We start from the raw sequence: 12,934 nt of genomic DNA, 5'->3' as shown, positions 1-12,934 counted from the left end.
GCGTTGCTCGCCGGGCTGGCGATGGCGCAGGTCGTGCCCGAGCCGTGGCGCTGGCCCGCGTGGCTGGCGATCGGCGTCGCGCTGGCGGCATGGTCGCGGCGGATGCGCGATGCGGGGCTCGACGGCCTCGCGCTCGCGCCGCTCGCGGTGACGATCTGCGCCGTCGCGGTCGGGATCGAGCGGACGCGGGGATATGCCGAGAGCATCGTCACCGCGGCGCCGATGCCCGGGATCGCCGACCTGCTCGCCCTGGGCGTGCTGCCCGCGCTCGCGCTGGCCGCGACGGCGTGGCTGCTGACGGGCGCGGCCAACCGGCGCGTGACCGGCTGGGTGGCGTTCGCGCTCGCGCTGTCGGTGGTGCCGGCGGTGCTGCCTGCCCCGTGGCACGTCGCCGGGCTCGGCGCGGCGGCGGCGATCGTGATCGCGGCGCGGCTCCCGCTGCCGGGCGCGGCCATCGCCGGGGGCCTCGTGACGCTGGCGTTCGCGTGGCGGCCTATCGCCGGGGTGCTGGCGACGATCGGCGGATCGATCCTCGGCGACCGGCTGCCCTTCCTGCTGCTGCCGCCGCTGGCGACGATCCTGCGCGAGCTGACATTGCCCGCCGTGCTGATCGCCGCCGCCCTGTTCTGGCGACGCCCGCCGCCCGGCGTGTGGCGGAGCCGGGCGATATACGGCGTGGCGGCGGTGGGCCTCGTCACCGCCTATGCGCTCGCCAAGCAGCCGCTGGCGATTGCGAGCCTGCCGCGCTTCGTGGACTTCGGTGTCCTCGAGCGCGTCGCGATCACGCATGCGCTGCTCGGCGCGGCGTGGCTGGTGGCGGGGCGGCAGCGGAACGTCGCGCGGGCGCTGGCGGTGCTGGGGATCGCGCGGTTCGTGTGGTTCGATCTGCTGGTGCTGAACCCGGTGCTGGTCGCGCAGAGCGTGGGGCCGGTGCCGCTGTTCAATCTCGCGACGCTCGACGCGGCGCTGGCGGCGGCGTGGCTGTGGCGATGGCGCGGATACCAGCGCGGGCGGATGCTGCTGCTCGCCGCGACCTTCGTGACGGTGACGGTCAGCGTGCGGCAGGCGACGCACGGCAGCACCCTGACCGGCGGCATGGATCGCACCGAGAACTGGCTGTATTCGGCGACGATGCTGGCGCTGGCGATCGGCTGGCTGGCGGCGGGGATACGCGCCAAGCTGAGCGATGTGCGCGTCGCGGGGCTGGCGCTGCTGACGGCGGTGACGCTGAAGGTGTTCCTGATCGACGCCGCGGCCTTGGGCGGGATCCTGCGCATTCTGTCGTTCATGGGGCTCGGCTTCGCGCTGATCGGGATCGGCTGGGCGTACCGGCGGCTGGTGGTGGCGGAGACGCCCAGCGTTACACCCAGCTTGACAGATTGACACCTGAATCGAAACTGTAACCCCCGATTGTTTCCATTTTTGACCTATGGCAGGCGATAGTGATCCGCCAGCCGGTCGAGCGCCAGCGTGAGCACCACGCGGCCGGCGCGCGCGGGCCAGCCGAGCGCCTTCTCCGCGACCGGCAGCCCCTCGCCCGCGCAGATCACGCGCCACGCGACATCGCCGAGCCCGCGCCCGAGCGCGGCGATGGCGGCATCGAAGCGGCGCTTCGCAGCGATCTGCGCGCCGGTGGGATCGAGGCCGCCCGGCCCGCCGCCATCGACGCGCGGGCTCCAGCGCATGGTGATATTCGGCGCGATGGCGGCGCGTTCGTAATCGGCGCGGAGCCGCTCGCCCGCCTCCGACTGGCGCGCGTCGATGAGGCCGCGCGCGGCGAGCCAGCCGAGCGGCGATTCGGCGAGATTGACGCGCACGCTGCGCCCGCGCTTGGCGGCTGCGCGCTGTATGCCGTGTTCGTCGAGCGTGCGTTCCGCCAGTTGGCGCATGAGATCTCCCTTTTTGATCGGCTCACGCCGAGGCCGCGGCACCAGCCCGTTGCCCCCCCGCCTCCCATCAACGCTATGCCGATATGGGAGGCGGGGTGGTGCCGCCTCACAAAAGACGTTGCCATAACCGCCGCAGTGTAGGACAGCGAAGAAACCGATCTGGTTAGGAGTGGGCTCGATGATTACCGCCATCCGCGAGGTCCGCCGCGCCAAGGGCATGACGCTCGACGATGTCGCGCGCGCCTGCGTGCCGCCGACCACGGCACAGACGATCGGCCGGCTGGAGACGGGCACGCGCACCGTATCGGTCGGCTGGCTCAACCGCATCGCGGCCGCCCTCGGCGTGGCGGCGGCGGACCTGGTGCAACTGCCCGACCGCGCCGACGTGAGCGTGGCGGCAGTGCTCGACGGGAGCGGCGCGCATGCCCCGAAACGCGCGGCGACGCTCGTCCCGCCACAGGTGACGCCGGAACTGGTCGCGGTGACGGTGGCGGCGGGTGTCGGCAATTATCACAGCGGCGACGAAATCTGGTGCGAACGGCTGGCGCCCGAGGCGTTCGGCAGCGCGCTCAACCGCGACGTGCTGGTGCCGCGCCCGGCGGGGCGCTTCGTGTTCGGGCGACTGATCGGATATCAGGCCGCGACGGATGGCGCGATGCTGCAGATCCTGCCGTTCGAGACGGGGGCGCGGCAACAGGTGGTGAGCGGCCCGCCGTGGATCGCGAAGGCCGTGCGGCTGATCCGGGGGCTGTAAATCCTCCCCGAGCGTGCTCGGGGAGGGGGACCGCCGGCCGAAGGTCGGTGGTGGAGGGGTGAGCCACAGGCGGCATGCTCGCGGAGGCGCCCCCTCCACCACCCGGCTGCGCCGGGCGGTCCCCCTCCCCCGGCTTCGCCGGGGAAGGAATTAAGGCGTTACGCGCCCTGCGGCGTCGGGTTGCTGAACGGTCCCGGACCCTGCGGGCGGCGGGTCTTGGGGATTGAGGTGCCGCTGGCGGGGACCGGCGCGGAGGCCGGGCCGCCTTCGATGCGGCCGATATCGCCGTCGGCGATCAGCTTCTTGATCTCGTCGCCCGACAGCGTCTCATACTCGAGCAGCGCGCCGGCGAGGCGGTGGAGCTGGTCGATATGCTCGCTGAGCAGGTGCTTGGCACGGTCGAGACCACCCTGGACGATGCCCTTGATCTCGTCGTCGATCAGCTGCGCGGTCTGGTTCGACATGCGCACCGGCTGGCTCGACGAATAGCCGAGGAAGCTCTCGCCTTCGGGCTGGGCATATTCGACCGGGCCGACCTTGTCCGACATGCCCCATTTGGTGACCATGTCGCGGGCGAGACCGGTTGCGTACTGGATGTCCGAGGACGCGCCCGACGAGACCTTGTCGTAACCGAAGATCAGTTCCTCGGCGACGCGGCCGCCCATCGACACGGCGAGGTTCGCGTACATCTTGTCGCGGTGGTACGAATAGCTGTCGCGTTCCGGCAGGCGCATCACCATGCCGAGCGCACGGCCGCGCGGGATGATCGTCGCCTTGTGGATCGGATCCGACGCGGATTCGTGGATCGAGACGATGGCGTGGCCGGCCTCATGGTAGGCGGTCATGCGCTTTTCGTCGTCGGTCATCACCATGCTGCGCCGCTCGGCACCCATCATGACCTTATCCTTGGCCTCTTCGAACTCGGCCATCGCGACCAGCCGCTTGCCCTTGCGGGCGGCCAGCAGCGCCGCTTCGTTGGCGAGGTTGGCGAGGTCCGCGCCCGAGAAGCCCGGCGTGCCGCGCGCGATGGTGCGCGCATCGACGTCAAGCGCCAGCGGCAGCTTCTTCATATGGACCTGGAGGATCTTCACGCGGCCATCGATATCCGGGCGCGGCACGACGACCTGACGATCGAAGCGGCCCGGACGCAGCAAGGCGGGATCGAGCACGTCGGGGCGGTTGGTTGCCGCGATGATGATGATGCCTTCGTTCGCCTCGAAACCGTCCATCTCGACGAGAAGCTGGTTGAGCGTCTGCTCGCGCTCGTCATTGCCGTTGCCGAGGCCCGCGCCGCGGTGACGGCCGACGGCGTCGATCTCGTCGATGAACACGATGCACGGCGCGGATTTCTTGGCCTGCTCGAACATATCGCGCACGCGGCTCGCGCCGACGCCGACGAACATCTCGACGAAGTCCGAGCCGGAGATGGTGAAGAACGGCACGCCGGCCTCACCCGCGATGGCGCGGGCCAGCAACGTCTTGCCGGTGCCGGGCGAGCCGACCAGCAGTGCGCCCTTGGGGATCTTGCCGCCGAGGCGTGCGAATTTGGTGGGATCGCGCAGGAACTCGACGATTTCCTGCAGCTCCTCGCGCGCCTCGTCGATGCCGGCGACGTCGTCGAAGGTCACCTTGCCCTCGCGCTGCGTAAGCAGCTTCGCGCGGCTCTTGCCGAAGCCCATCGCGCCCGAGCCGGAGCCCTTCTGCATCTGGCGCAGCACGAAATAGGCGATGCCGAGGAACAGCAGGAACGGCAGCGAATTGATCAGCATGATCTGCCAGAAGGGCGCGCCTTCATCGGGCTTGGCGTTGATGACGACCGAATTCTTGCGCAGCGTTTCGGTCAGCTTGTTGTCGCCGGGCATGGAATAGGTGCGGAACTTCGTGCCATCGACCTGCGTGCCGGTGATGACCTCACCCGCGACGTTGACCTCCTTGATGCCGCCGGCCTCGACCTTGTCGAGGAAGGTCGAATAGGCGATCGGCGCGGTGCCCGTGGTGGGCGAACGATTGTCGAGCAGCATCACGAACAGCGCCAGCGCGACGAGGATGCCGACCCAGATCAGCAGGCTCTTCATCCACGGGTTGCCGCCCCCATTTTCGGGGCTCTGGCGCTTGTCGTTGTCGTTCATCGAGTTCGTACCTTTCGAGGCCTCCAAGATAGGCACCCGGAGGTTAATGGCAATGGAACAGAATCCCGAGTTGAGCCAATCAGTGTGATCGGCGCGGCGGGGCCGGGGCGAAACGCCAGATTTCGCCCTTCGCGGAGGCGATTACGTCGCCGTGAGTGGCGGTTTTGCCCGCTTGCAGCGAATCGAGCAGCGCCTCGATATTGTCGCTGCCGCCGTCCGGCTGGAGTGTACGAATCGCCAGGCGGGCGAGGCGGCGGCGGATTTCGCGCGGCAGCGCCTCGACATTGAACGCGACCTCCGCAGCATCTTCCGATCGCCGGAGCCACGCGGCATCGGCGATCTGATTCAGCGCCGCATCCGCCTCGGCGACGTGCGAAGCCGCAGCGGCGATACGGCCACCGTCCAACCATTCTAGCGTATCGAGCATGGCGCGTACGCGGGCCCGTTCGTATCGTTCGTCGATATTGCTCGGATCGTCGACGAACGGCACGTCCGCACGCAACGCCACCGCCCGCAGAATGGCGGCACGCCAGCCAAGCAAGGGGCGGGCGACCGGCGGATCGCCGTCCACCATAGCGCGGATGCCGGCGAGCCCGGCGATCCCGCTCCCGCGCGCGGCGCGCATCAGGAAGGTTTCGGCCTGATCGTCGGCATGGTGCGCGGTGAGCAGAAAGGCGCAGCCTTGCGCGACCGCCCAGTCGCGCAGCAGCGCGTAGCGCCGTTCGCGTGCCCAGGCGTGGAGGTTGCCGGTGGCGGGACGGGCTTCGGAAATCGCGAGCGTCGCGTGCGGCACGCCGATGCGATCGCAATATTGCGCGACCATCAGCGCCTCGATCGGGCTCTCGAGGCGCAGGCCGTGATCGACCGTCGCCGACGCTATTTGTCCCGGATATGCGGCGGCGGCGAGCGCGAGCATCGCCATGCTGTCGGCACCGCCCGATACGGCGAGCGCCAGCCGCCGCGCGCCGAGCGGGCCCGTCAGCGCTTCGAGATCGCCCCGGAACCGCGCGACCGCCGCGGCATCAGGCGCATTTCGACGCGGCACGGCCCTTGGCGATATCGGCCTTCATCGCGTCGCTGATCTTGGCGCCATAGACGTCGCTCAGCTCGCGATAGACCTTGCAGATGTCGGCGGCGGGCTTGCCGAGTTCGCCAAGCGCCTGCGCGAGATAATAGAGGCTCTCCGGGGCGCGCTCGCCATCGGGCCATTTCTTGTAATTGTCGTAGAAGGCGAGGCTTGCGAGCGACGGCTTCTTGTCGTCCAGATAGGAGCGGCCGAGCAGGTTCTGCGCGAAGCTGGCGCGCTTGTGCTTGGGATAGGTGGTGGTGACGGTTTTGAACTGCGCTTCGGCTTCCGGGTAGAGCTTCGCCTGCCACAGCCGGTAGCCGTAGATATAGGCGTCCTCGGCCGGATCGTCGGTCTGCGGATGATCGACGGCGGCGATCTTCTTCTGGCGCGTGGGGTCGGTGGTCGGCGGCTGCACGGCGTCGGGCTTGCTGCCCGGCTTGGCGGGCGGCGTGATCTTCGACGGCGCGGGCTTGGGCGCGGGCGCCGTGTCGCGCGGACGGGTGGGCGGCGGCGCGAGATCGCCGTCAGGCGGCGTGGTCTGCTGGCGGCTCCCGCCTTCGAGCGCGGCGAGGCGGGCGTCGGTCGCGCGCTTGTAGGCGGCGAAATCGCTCTCCAGCACCTGCACGCGGTGCTCGGTCGTCTCGATCTGGCCGGTGAGGCTGCTCAGCCGGGTTTCGAGTGTGTTCACGCGCGTGGAGAGATCGGCGACCGGGCTGCTGGCGGGCAGGCCGTCGGGGCCGGTCGTCTGCTGCGGCTGGATCTGCGGCTCGACATAGGGCGCGCCACCGCTGCCGGGGAAAACCTTGCGCTGTACTGCGCGCATCTCGCTTTCGAGACGGCTGACGCGGCCCTCGACCCCCGTCTGGGCGAAGGCCGGTGCAGCGCCACACAGCGCCACCGCCATCACCACCCACGATACCCGCTGCATACGCATCATCCGCTCCCCCAATCCTGTCCCGCCCGAAACGATATACCTACGTCCGCGTACCTGTCGTCAAGATTTACGGAAGCGGGGTCGCGGCGGGCGCGGGCTGCGATGCGGGCGGCGCGGGGGCGGCAATGTTGAGCGGCTGCGCGGCGTTGGAGGGCGGCGGTGTCTCGGCACGGCGCGTCGGTTCCGCGCGCGGCGTCGGGCGGGCAGCCGGTGTCGCGGTCGACAGCGGCGTCGGGCTCGCCGTCGCGGCAGGCGCAGGTGCCGCGCGCGCGGCGAGCGAGGCGGCGTCGATCTTCACGTCCTTGATCGCGACCTTGCCCGATCCCAGCGGCGGCACGACGGTGCCGTTGACCGTCACGGTCAGCTTGTCGGGCCGCCCGACATTGATCATCGGCCCGTTGGCATTGGCCGGCACGTCGAACTTGTCGCCCGGCTTCATGATGTTCTGGAACAGTTTGGTGCCGGTCGCATCGTAGACGCGGATCCACACCTCGTCATTGGCGGTGAGCGTGACCTGGCCGGCGGCCGGGACGGCTGTTGTCGGCGGGGCGACCGGCACGCTGTCCTGCGCGGCGGTTTCGGTGGCGGCAGGCGCAGGCGCTTCGTCGCCACGGAACCACGTGGTGCCGTACCAGAGGCCCGACAGGATCACGAGCGCGAGCGCCACGATCACGCCGATGATGACGACGCGGTTCGGCGGGACGCGCGTCACTTCCTCGGCCGAATAGGATTCATATTCGGTGCGGCGCACGCTCGCCTGCGTGTTCTGCGCGCGGACCTCGTTGGCGATCTGCACCTCGTCGATGCCGACCGCGCGGGCATAGGCGCGCGCGAAACCCACCGAATAGGTGATCGAAGGCAGCGTGGTGTAATTGCCCTGCTCGATCGCCTCGAGCTGGCGGACCGGGACGCGCGTGCGCGCAGCGATCTCGTCGAGCGAAAGCCCCTGCGATTCCCGCGCCTCGCGCAACCGTTCGCCCGGCGTGCGCGGGAACAGCGTCGCTTCCTCGGGCGGAATTCCGTCAGTCATCGTCTTCTCCGGCGAGGGGGTGGTTGCGCCCCCGCTTCCCCCGCGCACACCGAGGCTTTGCACCGCCGGAACCGCGAGCGCAACGTTTGCGTGCGCCGGAACGGTTCGCGGTTACGCCAGTTCGACCCCCTGCGCCGTCGCCCATTCGGTGAGCGCGCCGCGCATGTCGCGCGGCGGGGCGTCGAGCAGATCGCGCATCTTCGCCACCAACGCGGCATGATCGAGCGAACGCACCATCGCCTTGATCGGCCCGACCGCGGCGGGCGTGATCGACAGCCGGTCGATGCCGAGCCCGATCAGCGCCAGCGCCTCCAGCGGGCGCCCGCCCATCTCGCCGCACACCGCGAGCTGCACGCCCGCCTCCCGCGTCGGCGCGACGAGACGGCGCAGGAAGCGCAGGATCGAGACGCTCAACCAGTCGTAACGCTCGGCGAGCTTGGGGTTGGCGCGATCGGCGGCGAACAGGAACTGGGTGAGATCGTTGGTGCCGATCGACAGGAAATCGAGCCGGGGCAGCAGCAGGTCGAGCTGTTCGGCCAGCGCCGGCACTTCCAGCATCGCGCCGTAGCGGATCGCGGTGGGCTGTTTCTTGCCACGCGAGACGAGCCATTCGCGCTGCGCCTCGAACAGGGCGCGCGCCTCGTCGAACTCCCATGGTTCGGACACCATCGGGAACATGACGTTGAGCGTCCTGCCCGCGCCCGCCTCCAGCAGCGCGCGCGCCTGCACCTTCATCAGGCCGGGCCGCCCGAGCGCAAGCCTGAGCGCGCGCCAGCCCATCGCCGGGTTCTCCTCCTCGGCATCCTCCTTGCTGAGATAGGGCAGCGCCTTGTCGCCGCCGATATCGACCGTGCGGAAGATGACGGGCCGCTCGCCCGCCGCATCGAGCACGTCGCGGTAGAGCCGCTGCTGCCGGTCGCGCGCGGGCAGCGTCGAGGAGACGAGGAACTGAAATTCGGTGCGGAACAGGCCGATGCCGTCCGCGCCGGTGAGATCGAGCGCCGCCACGTCGTCGCGCAGGCCGGCATTGACCATCACCGTCACGCGGTGGCCGTCCTTCGTCACCGGCAATTCGTTCTTGAGCGAGGCGAAGGCGGCGCGGCGCTTCTGGCGGAGCTGCGCCTGCGCCTCGAACGCTTCCTCGATGGCGGGTGTCGGGCGCGCGAAGACATGGCCGGCAGTCACATCGACGAGCAGCAGGTCGCCTTCGCCGATCTGCCGCCACACGTTCTTGACGCGGCCGAGCACCGGCACGCCCATTGCCCGCGCGACGATGGTGACGTGCGCGGTCAGCGAGCCTTCCTCGAGCACGACGCCTTTCAGACGGCGGCGATCGTATTCGAGCAGCTCGGCGGGGCCGAGATTGCGCGCGATCAGGATCGTGTCCTGCCGCAGGCCCATCTGCGCGGCGGTGCCGAGCTGGCCCGAGACGATGCGCAGCAAGCGGTTCGAGAGATCCTCGAGATCGTGCATCCGGTCGGCGAGCAGGGGATCGTCGATCTGGCGCATGCGCATGCGGGTGCGCTGCTGGACGCGCTCGATCGCCGCCTCCGCCGTCAGGCCGCTGTCGATCGCCTCGTTGATGCGCCGCGCCCAGCCCTCGTCATAGGCGAACATCTTGTAGGTCTGGAGAACCTCCTCATGCTCGCCGCCGACACCGAATTCGGCCTCGCGCGCGATGCGGTCGATCTGTTCGCGCATCTTGTCGAAGGCGGCGTAGACGCGGTGACGCTCGGCTTCCGAATCCTCGGCGACGGTATGTTCAACGGTGATGCGCGGCTGGTGGAATACGGCGAAGCCGCTCGCCATGCCCTCGACCAGCTTGAGGCCGGGGATGCGGACGGGCGCGGTCGGCTGCACGCGCGTGGTGCCGCCGCCGGCGCCGTCGATCAGATCGGCATTGGCGATGAGTTCGGACAGGACCATCGCCACCGTTTGAAGCGCTTCGATCTGAACGTCGTCATAACGGTGCGGATCGGCATGCTGGACGCACAGCACCCCGACCGCGCGCTCGCGCCGGATGATCGGCACGCCCGCGAAGCTGTGGAACTTGTCCTCGCCGGTTTCGGGCTTGTAGGCGAAATCGGGATGCGCGGCGGCCTCGTCGAGGTTCAACGTCTCGACATCGCGCGCGATCGTGCCGACCAGCCCCTCGCCCAGCGCCATCTTGGTGACATGCACCGCCTCCTGCGCGAGGCCGCGTGTGGCGAACAGTTCGAGCTCGCCGTCGCGCAGCAGGTAGATCGAGCAGACCTCGCTCGACAGCGCCTCGCCGACGATGCCGACCACCGAATTGAGCTTTGCCTGCGCGGGATTTCGCGACGCCATCACGTCGTGCAGGCGCACCAGGATTTCACGGGCGGAGGCGGCGGCGGTGAGCATCGATTCGGGCGCTATCAGAAGGGGATGCCGCCGGTCCATCGTGCGGCGCAACATCGGATTAAAATGTCTACCGTTCGTGCTGAGCGAAGTCGAAGGACGTGCCGCTGGCGAAGGCCCCTGGAACACGTGCTTCGACTTCGCTCAGCACGAACGGTTTGGGAATTTCAGCTATCGAACAGCCCGTCTTGCGACCCCGCCGGGGGGTTCAGCCCGAGATGTTTCCAGCCGCCGGCGTTGAGGCAGCGCCCGCGCGCGGTGCGGGCGACGAGGCCGAGCTGGATGAGATAGGGTTCGATCACCTCTTCGATCGTGTCGCGCGGTTCGCTGAGGCCAGCCGCGAGCGTCTCCACGCCGACGGGCCCGCCGCGATAGATGTCGGCGATCATCGTCAGATAGCGGCGGTCCATCGCGTCGAGGCCGAGCTTGTCGACCTCGAGCCGGTTGAGCGCGCCGTCCGCCGCCTTCGCGTCGACCGTATCGTGCCCGGCGGCATGGGCGAAATCGCGCACGCGGCGCAGCAGCCGCCCGGCAATGCGCGGCGTGCCGCGCGAACGGCGCGCGACCTCGCCCGCGCCGTCCGCGGTGATGCCGAGGCCCAGCAGCGACGCGGCGCGCGTCACCACGCTGGTGAGTTCGGCGACGGTGTAGAAGGTGAGGCGCACCGGGATGCCGAAACGGTCGCGCAAGGGGGTGGTGAGCAGCCCCTGCCGCGTCGTCGCGCCGACGAGGGTGAAGCGCGGCAGGTCGATCCGCACCGATCGCGCCGAGGGGCCCTCGCCGATCATCAGATCGAGCGCGCGATCCTCCATCGCCGGATAGAGCACCTCCTCGACGGCGGGCTGCAGGCGGTGGATCTCATCGATGAAAAGGACGTCGCCATCCTCCAGATTGGTGAGCAGCGCGGCGAGATCGCCCGACTTGGCGATGACCGGCCCCGACGTGGCGCGGAAGCCCACCCCCATTTCGCGCGCGATGATCTGCGCGAGCGTCGTCTTGCCGAGCCCCGGCGGCCCGAAGAACAGCACGTGATCGAGCGCATCGCCGCGCGCCTTGGCCGCCGCGATGAACACGCGCAGATTGTCGCGCGCCGCCTGCTGCCCGACGAAATCGTCGAGCGATTTCGGGCGCAGCGCCGCGTCGACGTCCTCGGGCGTGCGGGCGGGGGTGAGGAGGCGGTCGGTATCGGTCATTGCCGTGCGCCGATTTGCGCGCGCGCATTCTGGGCGTGGTGCAGGATACGGATCACGTCGATGACATCATCTTCAAAACGATAGTATACTGCGTGCGATCGATAGCTGAACTTGCGAACTTCCTGTCCAAGCCCTTCCTCTACGGTTCCCGCCAATGGGCGCTCGCGCAACAAGCCGAACACGCTCCGAAAGCCATTCATATAGTCGAGCGCGACCTTAGCGCCGAAGATGGTCTTGCTGTGCTGGCGGATGTCTCGAAGGTCGGCACTGGCGACGGCCGACAGTCGCAGCTTACGCACGGAGATCAGGATCTTCGGCGATGATTGCAGCCAATATGTCTTCCGGCTCCTCGTCGAGGAAACCCGAGGCCAGACCTTCCTCGATCATCGCCCGCACCCAGCGCGTGTCATCCTCCGCCGCTTCCTGATCGCGGCGGACGAGATCGCGCACATACTCCGCCGCGTCGGCGTAGCGGCCTTCCGCCACGCGCGCGGCGACCCATTCGCTCAGCGCATCTGGCATGGAGATGGATAGGGATGAGGCCATAGCGGGAACATAGTCCTTTGTGCTTTCAAGTCCAGCATCTCGCACCTGCAGCCACTGCGGTGCAGAATCGAATTTTCTGGCTGCCCCCCGTCCGCAGGCGTAAAGGCGCGGGCGACCAGTCTCATGGATCGCCTGCGGACCTTCGCGTCGCGGGCCGACGGACGACCATGAGGACGAGGAGCCGGTCCCGGCCTCCCCGCCGCCTTCCCCCCGGCCTGGCGATAACAAGCGGCGTGCAGGAGACTGACCATGACCAACCAGCCCAAGGCGGCGGCGATCGGCCGTACCGCCCTGTTCGCATGCGCGGCGTTCGGCGCGTTTGCCGTCGCGGCACCCGCTTTCGCCGACCCGATCGACGTCATCACCGCAGTGCGCGTGCCCAACGTGCAGCAGCCGGTGACCGACAACCAGCGCGCCGTGCTGAAGAGCCGGATCGCGATGGCGGCCGAGGAAGCGTGCGGATCGAACGACCGTTCGCTGCGCGACTTTCGCATCGCCGTGCGCAAGTCCGACTGCTTCCGCGAAAGCTATTCCCAGGCGATGAACAAGCTCGAGGCGCGCTGGGGCGCGGCGACCGGCGGCGGGATGCGCTGACCTTTACCGCCTGACCGGGTTCGCGCCCGGTCAGGCGCCCTATTTCGCCGCCTTGCGCAAGGCGAGCCGCACAAGCGCGTCGAGGCTGGCGCCTGCGCCCAGTTCCTCCTCCGCCGCCGCGACCGCGCTCGATGCCTCCGCGGGGCGGAAGCCGAGATTGAGCAGCGCCGAGACCGCATCGGCCCCCGCGCCCACGGGCGCAGCGACGGGTGATGCGCCGCCGCCGATCGCGATCCCGCCGACCTTGTCCTTCAATTCGCGCACGATGCGCTCGGCGAGCTTCGGGCCGACGCCGTTGGCGCGCGCGACCATCGCCTTGTCCTGGCTGGCGATGGCGCGGCTGAGGTCGCCCGGCTCCAGCGCCGAGAGGATCGCCAGCGCGACGCGCGCGCCGACACCCTGCACGCCGGTCAACAG

General features: G+C 69.2%; 13 protein-coding genes. 3 read left to right on the top strand and 10 right to left on the bottom strand.

Translation table 11 applies throughout. The features are described 5' to 3' along the window. Positions 1-1,383, top strand: a 1,383-nt coding sequence (locus Q5H94_RS20380; RefSeq protein WP_304563101.1) for a DUF2339 domain-containing protein, incomplete at its 5' end; no start/stop codon positions are given. A 44-nt stretch (positions 1,384-1,427) separates the two neighbouring features. On the opposite strand, the gene Q5H94_RS20375 is transcribed toward Q5H94_RS20380, so the two are convergent. Continuing rightward, on the bottom strand, positions 1,428-1,889 hold the full coding sequence (locus Q5H94_RS20375) for a DUF6456 domain-containing protein (protein WP_304563100.1): 462 nt from the start codon (positions 1,887-1,889) through the stop codon (positions 1,428-1,430). A 178-nt stretch (positions 1,890-2,067) separates the two neighbouring features. On the opposite strand from Q5H94_RS20375, the gene Q5H94_RS20370 reads away from it, so the two are divergent. Continuing rightward, positions 2,068-2,643, top strand: a complete 576-nt coding sequence (locus Q5H94_RS20370) for a helix-turn-helix domain-containing protein (protein WP_304563099.1) — start codon at positions 2,068-2,070, stop codon at positions 2,641-2,643. Positions 2,644-2,801: 158 nt separating this feature from the next. Here the strand turns inward: Q5H94_RS20370 and ftsH are convergent, their stop codons facing one another. The 8 genes from ftsH to Q5H94_RS20330 form a co-directional block, all read right to left on the bottom strand. After that, a complete protein-coding gene (gene ftsH, locus Q5H94_RS20365; protein WP_304563098.1) occupies positions 2,802-4,772 on the bottom strand; it encodes an ATP-dependent zinc metalloprotease FtsH in 1,971 nt (656 codons plus the stop codon). Between the two features lie 79 nt (positions 4,773-4,851). Continuing rightward, positions 4,852-5,817 (bottom strand): tRNA lysidine(34) synthetase TilS, encoded by a 966-nt coding sequence (tilS, locus tag Q5H94_RS20360; RefSeq protein ID WP_304563097.1) that lies wholly within the window; start codon positions 5,815-5,817, stop codon positions 4,852-4,854. Continuing rightward, a complete protein-coding gene (locus Q5H94_RS20355; protein WP_304563096.1) occupies positions 5,795-6,775 on the bottom strand; it encodes a tetratricopeptide repeat protein in 981 nt (326 codons plus the stop codon). Before Q5H94_RS20355 ends, tilS begins: the two co-directional genes overlap by 23 nt. Positions 6,776-6,842: 67 nt before the next feature. Further along, positions 6,843-7,805: a helix-turn-helix domain-containing protein gene (locus Q5H94_RS20350; protein WP_304563095.1), complete on the bottom strand. Its 963-nt coding sequence runs from the start codon at positions 7,803-7,805 to the stop codon at positions 6,843-6,845. 111 nt (positions 7,806-7,916) lie between these two features. Then, positions 7,917-10,187 carry a phosphoenolpyruvate--protein phosphotransferase gene (gene ptsP, locus Q5H94_RS20345; protein ID WP_304563102.1) on the bottom strand — a complete coding sequence of 757 codons (2,271 nt, stop codon included), beginning with the start codon at positions 10,185-10,187 and terminating at the stop codon, positions 7,917-7,919. Positions 10,188-10,351: 164 nt separating this feature from the next. After that, positions 10,352-11,377: a Holliday junction branch migration DNA helicase RuvB gene (gene ruvB / locus Q5H94_RS20340; RefSeq protein ID WP_304563094.1), complete on the bottom strand. Its 1,026-nt coding sequence runs from the start codon at positions 11,375-11,377 to the stop codon at positions 10,352-10,354. Further along, positions 11,374-11,676, bottom strand: a complete 303-nt coding sequence (locus Q5H94_RS20335; RefSeq protein WP_304563093.1) for a type II toxin-antitoxin system RelE/ParE family toxin — start codon at positions 11,674-11,676, stop codon at positions 11,374-11,376. Before Q5H94_RS20335 ends, ruvB begins: the two co-directional genes overlap by 4 nt. Continuing rightward, positions 11,669-11,923, bottom strand: coding sequence for a type II toxin-antitoxin system ParD family antitoxin (locus Q5H94_RS20330; RefSeq protein WP_431312201.1), 255 nt, complete (start codon positions 11,921-11,923; stop codon positions 11,669-11,671). Before Q5H94_RS20330 ends, Q5H94_RS20335 begins: the two co-directional genes overlap by 8 nt. A 249-nt stretch (positions 11,924-12,172) precedes the next feature. Here Q5H94_RS20330 and Q5H94_RS20325 point away from each other — a divergent pair, with 249 nt between their 5' ends. Next, complete coding sequence (locus tag Q5H94_RS20325; protein WP_304563091.1) at positions 12,173-12,517, top strand: UrcA family protein; 345 nt, start codon at positions 12,173-12,175, stop codon at positions 12,515-12,517. Between the two features lie 39 nt (positions 12,518-12,556). Here Q5H94_RS20325 and ruvA read toward each other — a convergent pair. Beyond that, on the bottom strand, positions 12,557-12,934 hold a 378-nt coding region (gene ruvA / locus Q5H94_RS20320), incomplete at its 5' end, for a Holliday junction branch migration protein RuvA (RefSeq protein ID WP_304563090.1).

This window comes from Sphingomonas immobilis (assembly GCF_030580995.1).
Classification (GTDB): domain Bacteria; phylum Pseudomonadota; class Alphaproteobacteria; order Sphingomonadales; family Sphingomonadaceae; genus Sphingomonas; species Sphingomonas immobilis.
Note: the sequence above shows the minus strand (reverse complement) of the source record. Positions and strands in the feature narration are given on the sequence as shown.